The following is a 19,314-nucleotide window of genomic DNA, read 5'->3' as shown; positions in this document are numbered from 1 at the left end:
GCACCGAATGACCAGAAGCTCAACCCATCCGCCAGATCGCCAGACGCGCCGGGCCATGGATGCGCTCGGCGAGAATCGCGATGTCATTGGGGATCGGATCGGCGCGGCCGAATTCGGCGGCGATCAGCGCATCCGGCGCGATCCAGCCGGCTTTCCCCAACGCATCGAGCGCGCGCGGAATAAGTCCGGCGCCATAAGGTGGATCGAGCAGCACAAGATCGTGCGGCATGGCCGCGCGCGGCGGGGCGAGCGCATCGGCCGCAACCAGATCGGCCTGATCTCCCACCCGGCACGCGTCGATATTGCGCCGGATCGCCACGCACGCCGCGCGATCCGCCTCGATGAACGTCGCCCGCGCCGCGCCGCGCGACAATGCCTCCAGTCCTAGAGCACCGGAACCGGCGAACACGTCGAGCACCGTGCGACCGACGATCGCGTGCTCGGCCCAGCGTGCGTGCGCCAGAATATCGAACAAGGCCTGACGCACCCGCGCCGAACTCGGCCGTGTCGCAAGCCCTTCCGGCGTCGCTAAAACGCGCCCGCGCAGCACGCCCGCGATAATGCGGGGCGCGGCCATTATTTATCCTTCGGCAATTGATCGCGCAGCACCTTGCCGGTGATTTCGGCAACCCCGCCGCGCGGCAGGTTGCCGAGCTGGAACGGGCCGTAGGCCACCCGGATCAGCCGCGTCGTCTCCAACCCCAACGCCGCCATCACCTTCCTGATTTCCCGGTTCTTGCCCTCGGCAATACTAACAGACAACCAAGCGTTAGCCCCCTTCGCAGAATCGACCTCGGCGGCGATCGGGCCGTAGCGCACGCCATCGACCGTGATGCCCTGCTTCAGCGATACCAGCCGGTCGGAATCGACCATGCCATAAACCCGCACCCGATAGCGGCGCAGCCAGCCGGTGGTCGGCAATTCGAGCCGCCGAGCCAGCGTCCCGTCATTGGTGAGCAGAAGCAGGCCCTCGCTGTTCAAATCGAGCCGGCCCACGCTGACCACCCGCGGCATGTCCGGCGGCAGTTTCTCGAACACGGTGGGTCGGCCCTGCGGATCGCGATGGGTGGTCAGCAGCCCATCCGGCTTGTGATAACGCCATAGCCGCGTGCGTGCGGCCTCGGCCACCATTGCCCCATCCACCATCACGACATCGCCCGCGACAACGAACGTCGCCGGATGCTCGACTTTTGCGCCGTTCAGCACCACGCGCCCCTCGCCGATCATCCGCTCGGCATCCCGACGGCTCGCGATCCCGGCCCGCGCCAGATATTTGGCGATCCGCTCGCCGTCCTGCCCGCTCATCGCACCGCCTCGACGAACGCCGCGAACAACCGCGCATCGCCGGGATCGATCAGAAATTCGGGATGCCATTGCACGCCGATGCAGAATCGGTGCGACGGCGATTCGACCCCCTCGATCACCCCGTCCGGCGCGGTAGCGTTGACGATCAGCGTCGGTCCGGTATCGCGCACCGCCTGGTGGTGCGAGGAGTTCACTCGCATCGTCGCACGCCCGACGATTGCGGCAAGACTTGTGCCGGGCACGATCGAAACCGCGTGCCCCGCCTCATTCCGCGGATTTGGCTGCTCATGCGCCAAGGCGCCCGGCATTGCGTCGGGAATATGCTGGATCAGCGAGCCGCCCAGAGCCACCGCCAGCAATTGCTCGCCACCACAAATGCCCAGCACCGGCATGTCGCGCATCAGCGCCCCGCGCAGCAATGCCATTTCCGCCTCGGTGCGGCCCTTCTTGAGCGACACCGTGTCATGGCGCGTGCCGTCGCCGTACAAGGCGGGATCGACATCGAATGCCCCGCCGGTCACCACCAGCCCATCGAGCGTTTCCAGATAGGCATCCGCCAGTTCCGCGCGATGCGGCAGCGCCACCGGCACGCCCCCGGCTTCGGCGATGGCGTCGGCGTAATTGCGGCGGATCGCATACCAGGGGAATTTGGAATAGCCGCCCGGCTCCTCGGCATCGAGGGTCAGGCCGATCAGTGGGCGCTTGCTCATGGCGCGAGCTAGACCTGCAACCCCCGCCAAGGCAAGAGAGGCGCATGACGCCGATGCAGCGCGCCCTGAACGAAGCCCGCAAGGCCGCCGAGTGCGGCGAAGTACCGGTGGGCGCGGTCGTGACCGATGGCGCAGGCGCCGTGCTTGCCACCGCCAGCAATGCGGTAGAGGCACGACACGACGCCACCGCCCACGCCGAACTGCTCGCCCTGCGCGCCGCCGCCGCCCGGCGGGGCGAAAAATATCTTGTCGATTGCACGCTGACCGTCACGCTGGAGCCCTGCCCGCTCTGCGCCGCCGCCATCGCCCTGTTTCGTATCAAGCGGCTGGTCTTCGGCGCCTACGATCCGAAATCGGGCGGCGTCGAGCATGGACCGCGTGTATTCGATCACGCTACCTGCCACCATAGGCCGGAGGTAATCGGCGGGGTCGATGAGCGCGAAAGCGCCGCGATTCTGCGCGATTTCTTCGAAAACCGTCGCGACCCGGCAAATTCTGCCGGGCGTTAACCGAATCCTTACCCGTGTCGGTCATTCTTGCCGTGCGACAAAATCGTCGCGACAGCAGGATGACCCCATGCCGCTTACCGCCCCGTCAGCCGGTTCCCGCTCGAAATGAACAGGCTGCTCGAAAATCTCCGTGCTTTGGGGCCGGTCAAGCTGGGCGCGATGGGTGTTGTCGCCGCAGCGGTTCTGGGCCTGATGGCCATGCTCATGCTCGGCGGCGGCCCTGGCGCGAACGCAACGCTCTATTCCGGCCTCGGACTCAAGGACGCGGCGAACATCGCGGCCACCCTGAAATCCGCCCATATCCGATATCGGGTCGGCGAGCAGGGCCATAGCATCCTGGTCGCCCAGCCCGAACTGGACGCCGCGAGGCTGCTGCTCGCCCGGCACGATCTGCCGGCCGGCACCTCCCAGGGTTTCGCCATTTTCGACCATCAGAATCCGCTGACCGGATCGGATTTTCTCGATCAGATCGACGAAACCCGCGCGATCGACGGCGAACTCGAACGCACCATCGAGCTGATCCAGGGAATTCGCGCCGCCAGGGTGCAGGTGGTGCTGCCGAGGCGCGAGGATTTCAGCCTGCGCACCGAGCCGGCACGCGCGAGCGTGATGCTGTCGCTCGCCGGCGCGGCGCCGATCGACCGGGAAAGCGTCGACGCCATCCTCAACCTCGTCGCCTCGGCGGTGCCGGAGCTGAAACCCGGCAACATCTCGATCGCCGATAATCGCGGCGAATTGCTGGCCCAGGCCGGACGCGGCGACAGCGCGATGCTGAATGCGCGGGATGCCGCGATCAAGCGCGCGACCGAGCACCATCTGTCCGACGCCGTCCGCTCGATGCTCGACGCCGCCATCGGGCCCAATCAGGTGCGCGTGGTCACCTCCGTCTCGATGGATTTCGACCGGACCGCCCAGACATCGACCGTCTATGATCCGAACGGCCAAGTCGTCCGCAGCCAGCGGCAAAGCCGCACCAAATCCTCGCGCACGACCAGCCGCAACGATACGGTCTCGGTCGCCAACAACCTGCCCGGCGCCTCCACCGGCAAGGCGAACCCGAAGCGGCTCGAAACCCGCTCGCATTCGAACCAGACGACGAATTACGAAATCAGCCAGACGGTGAAGCGCATCGTCCACGCGACGCCGCAGATCACCCGAATCAGTGTCGCCGTTCTGCTCGACGGCACCCAATCGCGCGGCAAAAACGGCAAACCGGTCTGGCAGCCGCGCTCGGCCAGGGCGATCGCGCGAATCAAAAAACTTGTCGAAACGGCCATCGGATATGACAAGACACGCGGCGACGTGGTGGATATCCAGTCGATGCACTTCGTCAACCCGGACGCGATCCTAAGCGCGCCCAAAACCTCGTTGATCGGCCGCTTCATGAACAGCGGGCTGCTGGTGCCGCTGCTGCGCATCGTGATTACCGGCCTTGTCGGACTCGCCGCTTTGTTTTTCGTCTTCCGCCCGATCGTCAGCCGCCTCACCACACCGGGCAATACCATGATCGGGACCATGGATGGCGAGGCCGGCGCCAGTGCGATCGGAGCCGATTCTCGTGACGCCATCGCCGGGCCCGGTGCCGAAACGGACCATAGCCCGATCCGTGCGATCGCCGATCTGGTCGACCGGAATCCCGAGGCAACTCTTGCCGTGATCCGCGGCTGGCTGAGCCATGAAGGTGCACGGTGAGCGATAGCATCGATCACCTGCACGGTGCCGTGCGAACCGCGATCCTGATGCTCGCCCTCGGCGAGGACCAGGGCGGCAAACTACTCGCTTTGCTGAAGGACGACGAGATCCGCGAGGTTTCACGCGCTATGGCCAGTCTCGGCACGGTGCGCCCCGAGACCGTCGAACAGCTCTGCGCCGATTTCGCTGTCCGCCTCAACCGGACCGGCTCGGTCGCCGGTTCGGCGGAGGCCGCAGAGCGACTGGTCCGCAAAACCATTCCCGCCGAGCGCGCAAGCCAGCTTCTCGAAGATCTCCATGGTCCGTCAGGCAAAACGATCTGGGACAAGCTCGGCAAAGTCAACGAATCCGTCCTTTGCGACTATCTGCTGCAGGAACATCCACAAACCGCGGCACTTGTCCTGTCGCGCGTCGGCGCCGAGCACGCCGCACGGGTGATCGCGCGCTTCCCGGAATCCCTGGCGCTCGACATCGTCGAGCGCATGCTCGTGATGGAGGGTATCCAACGCGAAGCGATCGACGATGTCGAGCGGACCCTCAAAGCCGACTTCATGGCCAATCTTGCCTCAAGCTCGCAACGCGACCCGCACCAGAAATTGGCCGAGATTTTCAACGCCTTCGATCGTGGCGTCGAGGCGCGGCTGATCGCGGGGCTGGAGACACGAAATCAGGATGCCGCAAGCCGCATCAAATCGCTGATGTTCACCTTCGACGATCTCACCCGCCTCGCGCCACAGGATGTCCAGATCCTGCTGCGCGCGGTCGAGAAGGAAAAACTGCCGCTCGCACTGAAGGGCGCCTCGGACAAAATCCGTGACCTGTTCCTCTGCAACCTCTCGGAACGCGCCGGCAAAATGCTGCGCGACGATATCGACGCACTCGGACCGGTCCGGCTGCGCGATGTCGATGCCGCGCAGCTTGCCATTGTGGCAACCGCCAAGGAACTCGCCGCACAGGGTGAAATCGAAATCGGTTCAGGAAAGGACGACGAATTTGTTATCTGACACATCATTGACGCCAGATGGGACGGTATCGGTTGGAGCGGCACCGTCCGGGCTGACCGCGGTGCCGTTCAGCCAACCTGCCGCGCGTCCTTCCGATGCCGAGCCGCAAACCTCGCGACCGCCGCGCGATCTTGAAGCGGTCTATGATATTCCCGTTCTGGTCAGCGCCGTGCTCGGCCGTTCCACCATGCAGGTCAGCCAGTTGCTGAAGCTCGGACGCGGCGCCGTCGTCGAACTCGACCGCAAGGTCGGCGACCCGATCGACGTTTTCGTCAACAACCGGCTGGTTGCCCGCGGCGAGGTCGTGATGATCGACGATACCAGGCTCGGCATCACAATGACCGAAATCGTGAAATCGGACCGGAACGGCTGACCATAGCGATGCGCATCCTCATCATCGGTTCGCTCTCGGGGGAACTCGGCGTCGCCGCCCGCATCGCGGTGGCGCGCGGCGCGATCCTCGACCATGCCGAAACGATCGAAACGGCACTGCGTTTGCTGCGCCAGGCAGCCGTCATCGACCTGATCATTTGCGATGTCGCCCACGACATTCCCGCGCTGATGGCTCAACTCGCCACCGAGCGATTCACCATCGCCGTGGTCGCGGCGGGTGCCCAGAATGACGAAAAAGGCGCGCTCGCGGCAATTCGCGCCGGGGCCCGCGAATATCTGCCTCTCCCGCCGGACGCCGAGCTGATCGCCGCCATTCTGGCCGCCGTCTCGGCGGAGCAGCCTTCGCAAATCGTCGCCTGCGATGCCGCGATGCGCGTGTTGCTCGCGAAAGCCGAGCAGGTCGCGCAATCGAACGCCACCATGCTGATCACTGGCGAAAGCGGCACCGGCAAGGAAGTGCTGGCGCGGTTCATCCATGCGCGGTCACGGCGCGCGCGCGGTCCCTTCGTCGCATTGAACTGCGCGGCAATCCCCGAAACGCTTCTGGAATCCGAGCTGTTCGGCCACGAAAAGGGTGCGTTCTCAGGTGCTCTCGCAAGGCGTCAGGGCAAGTTCGAGGCGGCTCATCGCGGCACGCTTCTGCTCGACGAAATCGCCGAGATGGATGCCAAACTTCAGGCCAAACTCCTGCGCGCGCTCCAGGAACGCACGATCGATCGGCTGGGCGGCGATCATCCGGTTCCGGTGGACGTGCGGATTCTCGCCGCGACCAATCGCGATCTCGCGGCAAGCATCGATGCCGGGCAGTTTCGCGAAGATCTGTTCTTCCGCCTCAACGTCGTCGCCCTGCATATTCCGCCGCTCCGCCACCGCAGAGACGATATCGCTCCCCTCGCCCAGCACTTCGTCGATCATTACGCCGCACTCAACGATGCCGGACCGAAGCGCCTGACCGAAGCCGCACTCGCCCGACTCGCCGAACATCCGTGGCGCGGCAATGTGCGCGAGCTGGAAAACGCCATGCATCGCGCGGTGCTGCTCACCGGGAATGACCGCATCGGGATCGCCGACATCGAATTTCAGGGTTCCGGCTCGGCAAACTCCTCGCTCTCCAAAGACGCGGTTCAAACCAACCCCGCATCAGGGATCGTGTCCCTCGTCGGCCGACGCGTCGAGGACGTCGAACAGGCACTGATCATCGAGACCCTCAACCATTGCCTCGGCAACCGTACCCACGCGGCGACCATCCTCGGCATTTCGATCCGCGCCCTGCGCAACAAGCTGCGCGATTATGCCGCCCACGGCGCGATCATCCCGGCGCCGCATAATGGCGTGGCGGCGTGAACGCGATGAACCCGTGGCAGGACATCAGCCGGCGGCTCAAGAATTTCCAGCCCGGAACCGATATCGGGCTCGCGATCGGGGTGGTGTTCATCATCACCGTGCTCATCGTTCCGCTGCCGCCGTTCATGCTGGATGCCGGATTGGCGCTGTCCTTCACCATCGGCATTCTCGTGCTGATGGTGTCGCTGTTCATCCGCCGGCCGATCGACTTCACCAGTTTTCCGAGCGTCCTGCTGCTGACGACCCTGCTCCGGCTGTCGCTCGACGTCGCGGCGACCCGCCAGATCCTGTCGCACGGCAACGAGGGAACCGACGCCGCCGGCCATGTCATCGCGGCGTTCGGCGGCTTCCTGATGGGCGGCGATCTGCTGATCGGGCTGATCGTCTTCGCGATTCTTCTCGTGGTGAACTTCATCGTCATCACCAAGGGCTCGACCCGAATCGCCGAAGTCGCCGCGCGCTTCACCCTCGATGCGATTCCCGGCAAACAGATGGCGATCGATGCCGAGTTGAACACCGGCGCCATCGACGAGGCCACCGCGCGGCGCAAACGCGCCGAACTCGAGCATGAAAGCGTGTTCTACGGCGCGATGGACGGTGCGGCGAAATTCGTCCGCGGCGATGCCGTGGCGGCCCTGATCATCACCTCGATCAATATCGTCGGCGGGTTCGTCATCGGTGTCGTCCAGAAAGGCATGAGCGTCCACGATGCCGCGGCGGCCTTCACCACATTATCGATCGGCGAAGGGCTGGTCTCGCAGATTCCGTCCCTGCTCGTCTCGGTTGCCGCCGGCGTCGTCGTCACTAAGGGAAGCGCCGAAGGCAGCACGGACTCCGCCTTGGTCGGGCAACTCGGCCGCTCGGCGAAACCACTCGGGATCGCATCTTGTGCTGCATTATGCCTGGCTCTCGCCCCCGGCCTGCCGTTCCTGCCCTTCGCCACGCTCTCGATCCTCGCGGGCTGGGCATCCTGGCACCGCTGGCGCCATCCACCGCATATCGATCGGGCGATCGAACCCGAACTCACGATGCCGGCCGAACCGCCGATCACCGATGTTCTGAAAATCGACCAGATCAGGCTCGAACTCGGCTACGGATTGCTGATCCTCGCCGGCGGCGACACGCCGCGGCTTACCGAACAGATCAAGTCGCTGCGCCGAGCGATCGCCGCCGAAATGGGCTTCATTCTGCCGCCGGTTCGCATCCAGGACAATATGCAGCTCGCGGCGGATCGCTACACAATCAGGATCAAGGAAATCGAGGCTGGCTCAGGTCAGTTGCAGGCGACGCGCCTGCTCGCGATGACCGCGGCCGGCACTCTTCCCGATCTGCCGGGCGAACGCACTACCGAACCGGCTTTCGGCCTGCCCGCGGCCTGGATCGATCCAGCGGACCGTGAAACCGCACGCGCGAAAGGCTGCACCGTTGTTGATCCGGCAAGCGTGCTCACCACGCATCTGACCGAAATCGTCAAGGAGAACATGGCAGAACTTCTATCCTTCGCGGAAACGCAGAAACTGCTCGACGATCTGCCGCGCGAACATCAACGCCTCGTCTCCGATCTGATTCCCACCCAATTCACCGTGGGCGGCGTGCAGCGCGTGCTGCAATCCTTACTGACCGAGCGTGTGTCGATCCGCGATCTGCCGACCATCCTCGAAGGCATTCACGAATCCTGCGCCATGCAGATTCGCGCCATCCCGGCCATCGCCGCCCATGTGCGCATGCGCCTCGCCCGGCAACTGACCGACGCGCATATCGGGGCAGGCGGCTATCTGCCGCTGGTCGTCATCGGGCCGGAATGGGAAACCGAACTCGAGGAAGCGCTGGCCGGGCCGCCGGAGGCGCGGCAGCTCGTTTTGCCGCCGTCCCGTCTCGCCGATTTCATGCGCCGGCTCACGCAGGTTTTCGAATCCGCTGCCGCGGACGGCGAATCTCCCGTGCTGCTGACCAGTGCGCCGCTGCGGGCACATATCAGGTCAATCATCGAACGCATGCAGCCATCCATGCCCGTGCTCGCTCAGACCGAAGTGTTTCCACGCGCGCGCATCCGAACCGTTGGAGCCATCTAGATGAAGATCAAACTGATCCGGGCGGCATCGATGCGCCAGGCACTCGCCGAAGCGCACCGGCTGATGGGCCCGGACGCCCTGATTCTCGGCAACCGCAAAATCGACGACATCATCGAACTCACCGTCGCGATCGATCCCGAGCAAACAAAGGATACAGGCGAAGCTTGGCGCAATGCCCTGGCATTTCACCGGGTGCCGCGGCGACTCGCCGCAAGATGGGCCGATCAAAGCCCTGACACGGCACTGGCTGCGTCGTTCCGTTTCGGCTCTATCGGATTCGATCGCCCGCTCCTGCTCGCAGGTCCCCCTGGGGCCGGCAAAACCCTCACGACAGCGAAACTCGCCACGCGTCTGGTCCGCGACGGCATCAAACCAACCTTGGTCAATGCCGATCGAAATCGTGCCGGCGCCTCCGCCCAGCTTGCCGCACTGAGCCGGGTTCTTCGGGCCGAGTTCGTCGATGCGACGGTCGCGAGAAAGCCATCGACCCGAAAGCTTCGGCGTCCTTCGCGGCGCCCGGTGTTGATCGATCTTCCGGGCATGAACCCATTCTGCGATGACGACATGGCCCTACTGCGCCATATGACTGATGCCGTCTCGGGCTCCGCGGTTCTGATTCTGCCGGCCGGCCTCGATCCGGCTGAGAGCGGGGAAATCGCCGAGCGGTTTCACGGCGCCGGTGCCACCGCGCTGATCCCGAGCAAACTCGATCTGTCGCGCCGGCTCGGTGGAATGGTCGCTGCCGCCGATGCCGCGCCACTTACTCTCCTGGAAGCCGGCATCTCCGGTCGCGTCGCCGACGGGCTGGAATCCCTGACACCATGCTTCCTGGCCGCGCGGCTTCTTGAGCGGCAACAAAAGGATATCCCATCCCATGCAGCCTGAGATCGTTGCATCCACACCGCAAATCACGATGCGCCACCTCGGCCGGACGAAAAATGGGCATCCGGCGGCACTCAAGCGACCACGACTGATCGCCATCGCCTCGGGCAAGGGCGGCGTCGGCAAAACCTGGCTGAGCCTCACGATTGCCCATGCGCTGAGCGGACGACGGCGACGGGTGCTCGTGGTCGATGCCGATTTCGGTCTTGCGAATGCTGATATCCAGCTCGGCCATCTTCCTGGTGTCGATCTCGGCGCCGTGTTGCGCCAGGAGATCCCGTTACGAGACTGCATCTTCCCGATCGAGGCCGGCGGATTCGATTTGATCGCCGGACAGTCCGGCTCCGGTGCCTTCGCCGATACGACACCAAACGCGATCAATCTCCTGCTGGAGCGGCTTATCGACTCCGCCGGCGAGTACGACCTGATTCTGTTCGATCTCGGTACCGGAGTCGAACGGACGATGCGTCATCTGTCCGCCCTGGCCGACACCGTGATCCTGGTCATCACCGAAGACCCGGCAAGCCTGACCGATGCCTACGCGGTTCTGAAACTGCTCAAACATGACAGAACCGCTTTCGGGTTGCCGGTGGATGCGCGGATCGTCGTCAACCAGACGAATTCGGAAACCTCCGCGAAACGAGCCCATGCGGCGCTCGCCAAGGCGGCGCGCGGATTTCTGCGGCTCGATCCGCCGCTGCTTGGCACGATCGAACGGGACCAGTCCGTCAACGAGGCGATTCGCGGGCAAAAGCTGCTGCTTGCGCAATTTCCCCAATCGGCGGCGGCCGACAGCGTTCGAGCGATCGCCCGCCGGCTGATCGCTCGTTGATCTCAGGGACTGTGGCTGTCGGGCTTTTGCGCGAGCGGATGATGCGTTTCCACAAGCCTTTGCAGCCGTTCGGCGAGCACATGGGTATAGATTTGCGTGGTCGCGATATCCGCATGGCCGAGCAGCATCTGCAAGCTGCGCAGATCCGCTCCGCGCGCCAGCAGATGCGAGGCGAAGGAGTGGCGCAGCACATGGGGCGACAGCCGCGCGGGATCGATCCCGGCACGCAGCGCGACCCGCTTGAGGAGCAAGGCAAAACCCTGGCGCGTCATCGCGGCGGACCGGTTGCGGCCGGGAAACAGAAAACGCGTGCCTTTCCGATGACTGGCCCGCAGCGCGCTTGCCGCCTGCCGCGCCGCCTCGGACAGCGGCACGATCCGCTCCCGTCCCCCCTTGCCCTTGATCAGCAGCAGCACCGCGTCGCCCGACAGCGACGCCGCCGGCAAGGCGAGCAGTTCGGAAACCCGCATGCCGGTTGCATAGAGAATCTCAAGCCCGGCGCGTGCCGACCAACCGCTCGCGCCAGGCATGTCGGAGGCAGCCGCCAGCAGCGCATCCACTTCCGACTCGCCGAGGAATTTCGGCAGGTTTTCCGGCAATTTCGGCGATACCGACAACGCAGTCGGATCATCGTCGCGCTGGCCGTCCCGGAGCAGGAACCGAAAGAACTGCCGCAGCGCGGATAACCGCCGGGCCTGGGTGCGGGCCGACAATCCTTCCGCCGCGAGGCCGGCGAGATAATCCGTCACCAGCGCCGCACCGGCTTGCGCGGGCCGCTTACCGCGCGCGCCGCAAAACGCCACGAACGCCTCAAGATCGGCTTGATAGGCCAAAATCGTATTGCGCGCCGCCCCGCGCTCGGCGACCATGGATTCCAGAAAAGCCTCGACATGCCGTTCCATCGCCATCAGGCCAATCTATCGTCATCCTGCAAGTGTGGTAAGTCGCGCCCATCATGCCGGGCAAGATCGACATCGCACCCCCATCGCAGACCGACGCCTCGGAAAGGACCAGCATCGTCCTGGTCGGCCTGATGGGTGCCGGAAAATCGGCGATCGGCAAGCGTCTCGCCGCCCGACTCGGCTTGCCCTTCCACGATTCCGACCTTGAGATCGAGGCCGCATCGGACCTGACGGTGACGGAAATCTTTGCCAAGCACGGCGAAGCGTATTTCCGCGCCGGCGAACGGCGGGTCATCGCCCGGCTGCTCTCGGGCTCCCCTATCGTGCTCGCGACTGGGGGCGGCGCTTTCATGGACCCCGAAACCCGCGCCGTCATCCGCACGCGCGCGCTTTCGGTCTGGCTGCGCGCCCCTATCCCGATCCTGCTGAACCGCGTTCTCGGACGAACCCACCGGCCCTTGCTCAACGAAGCCGATCCTGAAACCGTGCTGACCCGGCTTTCGGCCCTGCGCAGCCCGGTCTATGCCGAAGCCGACCTCATCGTCGACAGCACCGAGGACCCGCCCGACATGACGACAGACGCCGCGCTCGCCGCAATCCAGAACCACGCACCGCCGCGCACCATCCGGGTCGATCTGCCGGGTGCCGGCTACGACGTGGTGGTCGGGCACAACCTTCTGTCCGGCGCCGGCGCACGTCTCGCCGCTGCCCTGCCGCAGAAGCGGGCGATCGTGGTGACCGATGAGCACGTCGCCCGGCATCATCTCGCCCGCTTCACCGCCTCGCTCGACGATGCCGGTTTCACCCATGACACGCTCATCATCCCGCCCGGCGAAAGCGCGAAAAGCCTCGGCCGGTTTGCATCGCTCGTCGAAGACATTCTCGCGCTGAAACCCGAGCGGCAGACCGCGATCATCGCGCTCGGCGGCGGCGTGATCGGCGATCTCGCGGGCTTTGCCGCCGCCTCCGTGCTGCGCGGCCTGCCTTTCGCGCAAACCCCCACCTCACTGCTCGCCCAAGTCGATTCCAGCGTCGGCGGCAAGACTGGAATCAACTCGAGTCACGGCAAGAACCTGATCGGCGCGTTCCACCAACCGCGCCTCGTGGTCATCGACACCGATACGCTCGCAACCCTCCCGCGCCGCGAAGCGGCCGCCGGTTATGCCGAAATCGTCAAGGCCGGACTGATCGCCGATGCCGCGCTTTACGACTGGTGCGAGGCCAATGGCGCGGCGCTGCTCGCCGGCGACCGCTCGCTCGCCGAGGAAGCGATCGCCCGCGCGGTCGCGTTCAAGGCGGCAATCGTCGCCGCCGATCCGCGCGAGGAGGCCAGACAGGATGGCCGCGCTTTGCTCAATCTCGGCCATAGTTTCGCCCACGCGTTCGAGGCCGAAACCGGCTACGGCACCGCTCTGCTCCATGGCGAGGCGGTGGCGATCGGCCTCGTCTGCGCCTTCGATCTGTCGGCGCGGCTCGGCCATTGCGATCCTGCCCTGGCGCCGCGCATCGCCGCCCATCTCGCCCGGATCGGCCTGCCGGACGCGATCCCCGGCTGGGCCGCCGAGGCGCTGCTCGCCCATATGCAGCGCGACAAGAAAATGCGCGACGGCAAGCTCGCCTTCGTGCTCGCGCGCGGTATCGGCGGTGCCTTCACCAGCCGCGATGTCCCGGAGGACGCGGTGCGCGAAACCTTGCGCGCCTGTGGTTCCGCCTGATCGGAAACCGCACTATATCCGGTCTATGTACACACCGCCCGCCTTCCGCGAAGACGATCAAGCCGAGATCGTCGCGATCATGCGCTCAGCACGCCTGCCGATTCTGGTCAGTGCGGGCGATGCCGGATTGATCGCAACCCATCTGCCGCTGATCCACGATGCCGAACCCGCGCCGCATGGACGGTTGATCGGCCATGTCGCCCGCGCCAATCCGCAATGGCACGCGCTGCGTGCGGGTGCTGCCGCGATGGCGATTTTCCAGGCGCATGATTTCTACGTCTCGCCCAACTGGTATGCGACCAAGCGCGAGACCGGCCGCGTGGTGCCGACCTGGAATTACGAGGCGGTACATGCCTACGGCACGGTCGAGATCATCGAAGCGGCCGAACCCTTACGCGCGATCGTCTCGCGCCTGACCGATCGTCACGAAGCCGCGGAAGCCAGGCCCTGGCATGTCGAGGACGCCCCGCCGGATTACATCGCGTCTCAGCTCAAGGGCATCGTCGGCGTGGTGGTCACGATCACCCGCATCGTCGCCAAGCGAAAGCTCAGCCAGAACCGGCCGGAAGCGGATCGGCGCGGCGTGATCGCCGCACTCGAGGCGGCGGGCCAAACGGAGCCGGCCGATCTGATGCTGGGATTGGAAAACGCGGCGGATCGACCTGGCCCAGAACCCATCCCTCAACGGCGCGAATAACCGGGTCATCCGGCACCCCATCCGGCGCCCCGTCGATCACCGCGATCACGTTCAATGCGCCGAGGAGGCTGTCGAACCGATCCTCGCCGTCCGGCGCCGCGCCGAATCCGTTGTCCAGCATGGCGGCCAATCCGTCATCGGCCACCGCCCCCAGTCGCACCATGGCTGTTCCGATCGCCGGCGCCAGCCCCGCGCGATCGGCCTGCCGCCGCTTGCTGCCAAGGCGCGGAATCCCGAGCTGAACCATCGCCTCGGCCGGATAGGTCTCGGCGAGCACGATCCGTCCGCCTGCCAGCACATCGACGAACCGCCCCGCATAGGGCCAGAGATCGAGCGGCAACCCAGCCCGCATCGCCGGCAGCAGACAGTCGCGCCAGGCCGCAAGCCCGGCCTTACCGCATTGATTCGCCCCCATGGTCCAGAACAAGGGGGCTGCGCCAGGCCGGCGCGCCGTCGGCCAGTCCACATCGCGCCGCAGCGCATCCGCCCCGCTCAGCCCAAGCCGCTCGGCCAGAAGCGCCATCTGGCCAGCTCCGGCAATGCTCGATTTTGGATAGAACGGCCGCTCCAGCCCCACCTCGCCCAAACTCGCGCAAGGTGCGAAGAACGGGGATGCGGGATCGAGTCCTCGCAGCCAGGCGCGAAAATCTCCGATTCCGGCACGGGTGGCATAGAAGCGCGGCAGGCCGAGCGGGAAATCGACGCCGAACCCGACAGGCGCATTCCCTGCCCGAACAAGAAGCCGTTCGATCAGGTTGGATGGCTCGCCGACCGGTTCGGGCGCCGTGACATGCCAGTGCCCGGCACGGCGCCGCGCCAGCGTCATCCACCGCTTACGCGCATCCACGCTCCAATCCGCGTGGCCCGCCAGCATCCCGATTCGCCAATTCGTCATCAGTGGCACGGATGAAAATCGTAACAAAACTGCCATCGACCCGCCATCATCCTCTTGTTATCTCGCCCGCGCAAAACCGAAGGATATTGCCGATCATGGAACCCAGCCTTAGCGAGCTGCGCTACCGTCCCGCGGCACAAATACTGCATTGGATCATCGCCGTCGCGGTGATCGGGCTGATCGTCGCTGGCCTGGTCATTCACTACAATCTGGTCGCGAAGCCGACGCGCCTCATCATCGCCTTCCTGCATATCGGTGCGGGACTGACTATCTTCGCCCTGATGGCTTTGCGCCTGCTCTACCGCTGGCGCCGCACGCCGCCGCCCTTGCCCGACGCCATTCCACGGCACGAGCACATTCTCGCCGCGCTCGGCCATTGGAGCCTCTACGCGCTGATCCTGGCGATGCCGGTTTTCGGCGTTCTGTTCATGGAGGGCGCGGGGCGCACGGTCACCTGGTTCGGCGTCTTCGCATTGCCTCAATTCGTCGGCAAAAACCCGGCGATCCACCACGATTTCGCCTTCCTGCATTTCTGGGGCGGGATCGCGCTGATCGCGCTGGTCGCGATCCATGTCGGCGCGGTGGCCCGGCATCACCGGCGCGGCCACAAAGTTCTGCATCGGATGCTGCCAAAGCGGGCCTCAAACTGACGGCATCACCTGCGACAACCGCCCGCCCATGCGAATCGGCTCGATCCGCAGAGCGCGGCCCGTCGGATCGGTCTCGATGAACGCTCCGCAGACCGTCGCCTCGCCCTCGGCGGGGTGCAGCCGCTCGCCGGGCATCTTGCGGGTGAAGCGCGCGATCGCCGGCGCCTTCGCCATGCCGATCACGCTGTCGTAATCGCCGCACATGCCGATATCGGACATGAATGCCGTGCCGCCCGGCAACACTTGATGATCGGCCGACGGGCAATGCGTATGGGTGCCCAGCACCGCACTCGCCGCGCCGTCGAACGCGCTGGCAAACGCCATTTTCTCGCTGGTCGCCTCGCCGTGGAAGTCGATCACGATCGCCTGATGCGTCACCCCCAGGCGCGTGCGCACCAGCGCGGCCTCGGTGCCCCGGAACGGGCAATCCAGCGGGTCCATGAACAGCCGCCCCATCGCCTGGACGATCAGAACCCGCCGCCCATCGGCAAGTGTGATATCGACCGATCCCTCGCCCGGCGTCCCCGGTGGAAAATTCACCGGCCGGATCAGCCGCTTTTGCTGCGCGATATAAGGAATAATTTCCTTGCGATCCCAGGAATGATTGCCCAGCGTGATCGCATCCGCCCCCGCCGCAAAAATCGCATCCGCCATATCCGGCGCCAGCCCAAACCCGTGCGAGGCGTTCTCGCCGTTCACCACGGCGACATCGATTGCCAACTCCCGCCGCAGTTTCGGCAACGCCGCAACCACCGAATCACGCCCGGTTCGCCCCATCACATCGCCCAGAAACAAAATCCGCATTATCCCGCTCCTCAAACCGCTGACCCGGTAGGGGCTTGAGGGCGTTTGGGCAATGGCTTGGCCGCAACCAGAATGCGACCCAGCTAATGGATAACACCTGACGGAAGAGTCCGTTGGGGATTCCCGCCAAACTCATATTGTGCGAGTCTGTGGCATGCGCACCGGTATCTCGCTCAGCCTGAGTTCTTCCGATCGCGCCCGTCTTGTCGAGATCATAGGGGATCGGAACAGTCCGCAGAAGCACGTCTGGCGCGCACAGATCGTGCTGCTGTCTGCCCAGGGCGTGGGTACCGCCGCGATCATGCGCGCCACGGGCAAGGCCAAGACCTGCGTATGGCGCTGGCAGAAGCGCTTCATGGAAGTGGGCACGGAGGGGCTGCTGGTCGATAAGACCCGCCCGTCGCGCATCCCGCCGCTGGGTGACGCGGTCAGCGAGCGCGTGGTGGCGCTGACATTGACGGAGCCGCCGGGTGAAACCACGCATTGGACGGCGGCCGCCATCGCTGCGGTCTGTGCAATCAGCGTCAGTTCGGTGCATCGTATCTGGCGCAGCCACGGTCTGCGACCGCATCAGATACGGCAATTCAAGCTATCCAACGATCCGCAGTTCGCCGCCTTTAACGTGCTCGAAGGCAGCGTCATCGGTCGGTGTATGCAGCGCCATACCCACCAGGAGTTCATCCGCTTCCTCAACGCCATCGAGAACCAGGTCCCGGCGAATAAGCAGATCCACGTCGTGCTCGACAACTATGCGACCCACAAGCACCCCAAGGTTATCGAGTGGTTTGGCCGGCATGACCGCTTCGTCAAACAGGCCAATCAGAACCCGAAACCTTTCCGATGGACCAAGGATCCAGACGAGATAATACCAGTCGTCAGGCGTGGGCACCAAACGTTAGATTCGTACCACTAGCGGCACAGGAGAGGGTTGGCGATTCGCCTTTCGCTTCAGCACCAAATCGCTCAACCACGCCGTCTCCCAAAATCGTCTCGATTGTTTACAACCCCTGATTGCAGCCGTCGATGAATTTCCGCTGAACTCTTTGCATTCCGGTTAACTGCGCTTCATAATTGCGCCATCTTCAGCTATCATGATGTGAACCGAACCGGGAGTTGCAATGCGGACGAGGCCACGAGAACGAAGCTGGCTCGGTTGTGGACTCGCCGCGGCCACGTTCGGCATCGGCGCCGCATTCCCTGCCCTCGCCCAGACCGCACCGCCCGCCGTGCTGCGCCAGGTGCCGCAAGCCTCACCGCTGCCGCACATTCTGCCAAAAGCACCACCGAATCTCGGCCAGTCGCTGCCGAATTTCCGCCCGATCGGCAAGGAAGGCACAGTCCCGCACGCCAGCGTTCCGGTGCGCTCGACGTCGGTGATCGGCGCCACCGCCTTCCCCGCCGTCACGCTGAACGCGACCATCGGCAATCTCGTCGGCCCCGCCGTGCCGCTCGCCGGCATCGAAGCCGCCCGGCTGCGCCTCGTCGCGCTCTATCGCGACCATGGCTATGTGCTCACCGCCGTCTCCGCCGAAATCAACGCCGCCGGCGATCTGCGCTTCATCGTTACCGAGGGGCACATCGCGGCGATCAAGCTCTCGCGCGATATCGGCCCGGCCGGCACGCTGGTGCTGCGCTTTCTCGACCATCTGACCCATGAGCGTCCGGTGCGCGAAGCCTCGCTGGAGCACTGGCTGCTGCTCACCGAGGAAATCCCCGGCGTCGATGTCAACGCGGTGCTCCAGCCCAATGCATCGGCCCCCGGCGCGCTCACTTTGGTTGCCGAGGTGCGCCATCAGGCGGTCTCCGGCCTGATTACCGCCGATAATCGCGGCTTCAAGGAAACCGGCCCGGCCGAGGGCCTCGCCGTGCTCGACATCAACAGTCTGACGAAGTTCGGCGAACAGACCCAGATTTCGCTGTTCCACACGTCGGGCGGCACCAATAATTTCGGACAGGCCTCGGAAAGCTTCTTCGTGGGCTCGAGCGGCCTGCGCATCGGCCTCTATGCCGGCGCGGGACGCCCCCTGCCCGGCGGCATCCTGCGCGAGATCGGCTATCGCGGCTATCTCGAAGTGTTCGGCGTGAACGCAAGCTATCCGCTGCTGCTCCGGCGCGGCCAGTCGCTCAGCGCGAAACTCAGCTTCGACGGCATCCAGAACCTGATCGAGACCGCATCGGGCTCTGGCGGCGAGACCGAGACGACGACTGATTCGATCCGCGCTTTGCGTGCCGAGCTGAACGAAGCCTTCACCGACGATGCACTGGGCGGCGACCGCGTCGGTCTCACCACCGCTTCGCTCGAGGTCTCGAAAGGCCTGCCGATCCTGGGCGCCTCGGCGGATGGCCGGGTGAATGCCGGACGACTCGGCGAACGGATCGATTTCTGGAAGCTCGACGCCGCGATCGAGCGCACCCAGACCCTGTTCAGCCCGTGGCAGGGCGCCACGATCGCCCTGCAGGGCGAGTTCGGCGGCCAGTTCACCACCGATGTCCTGCCCTCGTCCGAGGAATTCTATCTTGGCGGCAACCGGATCACCCAGGGCTATTATTCGGGTCAGGTGATCGGCGACAAGGCGCTCTACGCCAGCGCCGAGCTTCAGCTCAACACCCCGATCGCCTTCGCGCTGCTAGGGCGGCGCTTCGATCTTGGCACCCAGTTCTACAGTTTCTACGACTGGGGCGAGACCTGGCAGAACCGCCACCTCGCGCCGGATGTGCGGCCGAACGACCACCGGCTTGCCTCGTTCGGCGGCGGTGCGCGGCTCCGCCTGACCAGCCGGCTCGAACTCGATATCGAAGCGGTGCATCGCTTCGTGACCCAGTTGGTTCCGACGGGAAGCGGCGTGCCGCCGCTCTCCGGCACGGCAGTTTATTGGGGCGTTCTGGCGCGCTATTAATGGACGAATGA

Annotated in this window: 18 protein-coding genes; 13 read left to right on the top strand and 5 right to left on the bottom strand. The window is 65.0% G+C overall.

Features of this window, described 5'->3' with window-relative positions:
• Positions 1 to 19: 19 nt before the first annotated feature.
• From rsmD to AiwAL_RS00345, 3 genes are read right to left on the bottom strand one after another with little or no spacing between them, the layout of a single operon-like run.
• Positions 20 to 577 carry a 16S rRNA (guanine(966)-N(2))-methyltransferase RsmD gene (gene rsmD / locus AiwAL_RS00355; RefSeq protein ID WP_235704747.1) on the bottom strand — a complete coding sequence of 186 codons (558 nt, stop codon included), beginning with the start codon at positions 575 to 577 and terminating at the stop codon, positions 20 to 22.
• Positions 577 to 1,305: a pseudouridine synthase gene (locus AiwAL_RS00350; RefSeq protein ID WP_235704745.1), complete on the bottom strand. Its 729-nt coding sequence runs from the start codon at positions 1,303 to 1,305 to the stop codon at positions 577 to 579. Before AiwAL_RS00350 ends, rsmD begins: the two co-directional genes overlap by 1 nt.
• On the bottom strand, positions 1,302 to 2,015 hold the full coding sequence (locus tag AiwAL_RS00345; RefSeq protein WP_235704743.1) for a gamma-glutamyl-gamma-aminobutyrate hydrolase family protein: 714 nt from the start codon (positions 2,013 to 2,015) through the stop codon (positions 1,302 to 1,304). Before AiwAL_RS00345 ends, AiwAL_RS00350 begins: the two co-directional genes overlap by 4 nt.
• Before the next feature lie 53 nt (positions 2,016 to 2,068).
• Between AiwAL_RS00345 and AiwAL_RS00340 the strand changes: the two genes are divergently transcribed.
• The 8 genes from AiwAL_RS00340 to AiwAL_RS00305 all read left to right on the top strand — a co-directional run bounded on the left by AiwAL_RS00340 (position 2,069) and on the right by AiwAL_RS00305 (position 10,743).
• Positions 2,069 to 2,524: a nucleoside deaminase gene (locus AiwAL_RS00340; RefSeq protein ID WP_235704777.1), complete on the top strand. Its 456-nt coding sequence runs from the start codon at positions 2,069 to 2,071 to the stop codon at positions 2,522 to 2,524.
• A gap of 105 nt (positions 2,525 to 2,629) precedes the next feature.
• Positions 2,630 to 4,216, top strand: coding sequence for a flagellar basal-body MS-ring/collar protein FliF (gene fliF, locus AiwAL_RS00335; RefSeq protein WP_235704742.1), 1,587 nt, complete (start codon positions 2,630 to 2,632; stop codon positions 4,214 to 4,216).
• Positions 4,213 to 5,220 (top strand): flagellar motor switch protein FliG, encoded by a 1,008-nt coding sequence (locus tag AiwAL_RS00330; protein WP_235704741.1) that lies wholly within the window; start codon positions 4,213 to 4,215, stop codon positions 5,218 to 5,220. The genes fliF and AiwAL_RS00330 overlap by 4 nt, the downstream gene beginning before the upstream one ends.
• Before the next feature lie 61 nt (positions 5,221 to 5,281).
• A complete protein-coding gene (gene fliN, locus AiwAL_RS00325; protein ID WP_235704776.1) occupies positions 5,282 to 5,593 on the top strand; it encodes a flagellar motor switch protein FliN in 312 nt (103 codons plus the stop codon).
• An 8-nt stretch (positions 5,594 to 5,601) separates the two neighbouring features.
• Entirely contained in the window at positions 5,602 to 6,957 is a 1,356-nt protein-coding gene (locus AiwAL_RS00320; protein WP_235704740.1) for a sigma-54 dependent transcriptional regulator, read from the top strand.
• Between the two features lie 5 nt (positions 6,958 to 6,962).
• On the top strand, positions 6,963 to 9,029 hold the full coding sequence (gene flhA / locus AiwAL_RS00315) for a flagellar biosynthesis protein FlhA (protein ID WP_235704775.1): 2,067 nt from the start codon (positions 6,963 to 6,965) through the stop codon (positions 9,027 to 9,029).
• Positions 9,030 to 9,914, top strand: coding sequence for a GTP-binding protein (locus AiwAL_RS00310; RefSeq protein WP_235704739.1), 885 nt, complete (start codon positions 9,030 to 9,032; stop codon positions 9,912 to 9,914).
• A complete protein-coding gene (locus tag AiwAL_RS00305; protein WP_235704738.1) occupies positions 9,904 to 10,743 on the top strand; it encodes an AAA family ATPase in 840 nt (279 codons plus the stop codon). Before AiwAL_RS00310 ends, AiwAL_RS00305 begins: the two co-directional genes overlap by 11 nt.
• A gap of 2 nt (positions 10,744 to 10,745) precedes the next feature.
• Here the strand turns inward: AiwAL_RS00305 and AiwAL_RS00300 are convergent, their stop codons facing one another.
• A complete protein-coding gene (locus AiwAL_RS00300; protein ID WP_407932550.1) occupies positions 10,746 to 11,645 on the bottom strand; it encodes a site-specific tyrosine recombinase XerD in 900 nt (299 codons plus the stop codon).
• A gap of 53 nt (positions 11,646 to 11,698) precedes the next feature.
• Between AiwAL_RS00300 and aroB the strand changes: the two genes are divergently transcribed.
• From aroB to AiwAL_RS00285, 3 genes are all read left to right on the top strand, one after another.
• Positions 11,699 to 13,360, top strand: a complete 1,662-nt coding sequence (gene aroB, locus AiwAL_RS00295; RefSeq protein ID WP_262311885.1) for a 3-dehydroquinate synthase — start codon at positions 11,699 to 11,701, stop codon at positions 13,358 to 13,360.
• Between the two features lie 25 nt (positions 13,361 to 13,385).
• The gene (locus AiwAL_RS00290) at positions 13,386 to 14,057 is read left to right on the top strand and encodes an FMN-binding negative transcriptional regulator (protein WP_262311884.1); all 672 of its coding nucleotides are present in this window, start codon (positions 13,386 to 13,388) and stop codon (positions 14,055 to 14,057) included.
• Between the two features lie 990 nt (positions 14,058 to 15,047).
• Positions 15,048 to 15,602 (top strand): cytochrome b, encoded by a 555-nt coding sequence (locus tag AiwAL_RS00285; protein WP_235704734.1) that lies wholly within the window; start codon positions 15,048 to 15,050, stop codon positions 15,600 to 15,602.
• Here AiwAL_RS00285 and AiwAL_RS00280 read toward each other — a convergent pair.
• Entirely contained in the window at positions 15,594 to 16,406 is an 813-nt protein-coding gene (locus AiwAL_RS00280; RefSeq protein WP_235704733.1) for a TIGR00282 family metallophosphoesterase, read from the bottom strand. The two genes, AiwAL_RS00285 and AiwAL_RS00280, sit on opposite strands and share 9 nt — an antisense overlap.
• A gap of 154 nt (positions 16,407 to 16,560) precedes the next feature.
• Between AiwAL_RS00280 and AiwAL_RS00275 the strand changes: the two genes are divergently transcribed.
• Together AiwAL_RS00275 and AiwAL_RS00270 are read left to right on the top strand one after the other, a co-directional pair.
• The gene (locus tag AiwAL_RS00275; RefSeq protein WP_235704732.1) at positions 16,561 to 17,319 is read left to right on the top strand and encodes a helix-turn-helix domain-containing protein; all 759 of its coding nucleotides are present in this window, start codon (positions 16,561 to 16,563) and stop codon (positions 17,317 to 17,319) included.
• Positions 17,320 to 17,524: 205 nt separating this feature from the next.
• On the top strand, positions 17,525 to 19,303 hold the full coding sequence (locus AiwAL_RS00270) for a ShlB/FhaC/HecB family hemolysin secretion/activation protein (RefSeq protein ID WP_262311883.1): 1,779 nt from the start codon (positions 17,525 to 17,527) through the stop codon (positions 19,301 to 19,303).
• Positions 19,304 to 19,314 lie beyond the last annotated feature (11 nt).

Source organism: Acidiphilium sp. AL (assembly GCF_025499445.1).
GTDB lineage: Bacteria > Pseudomonadota > Alphaproteobacteria > Acetobacterales > Acetobacteraceae > Acidiphilium > Acidiphilium iwatense.
Note: the sequence above shows the minus strand (reverse complement) of the source record. Positions and strands in the feature narration are given on the sequence as shown.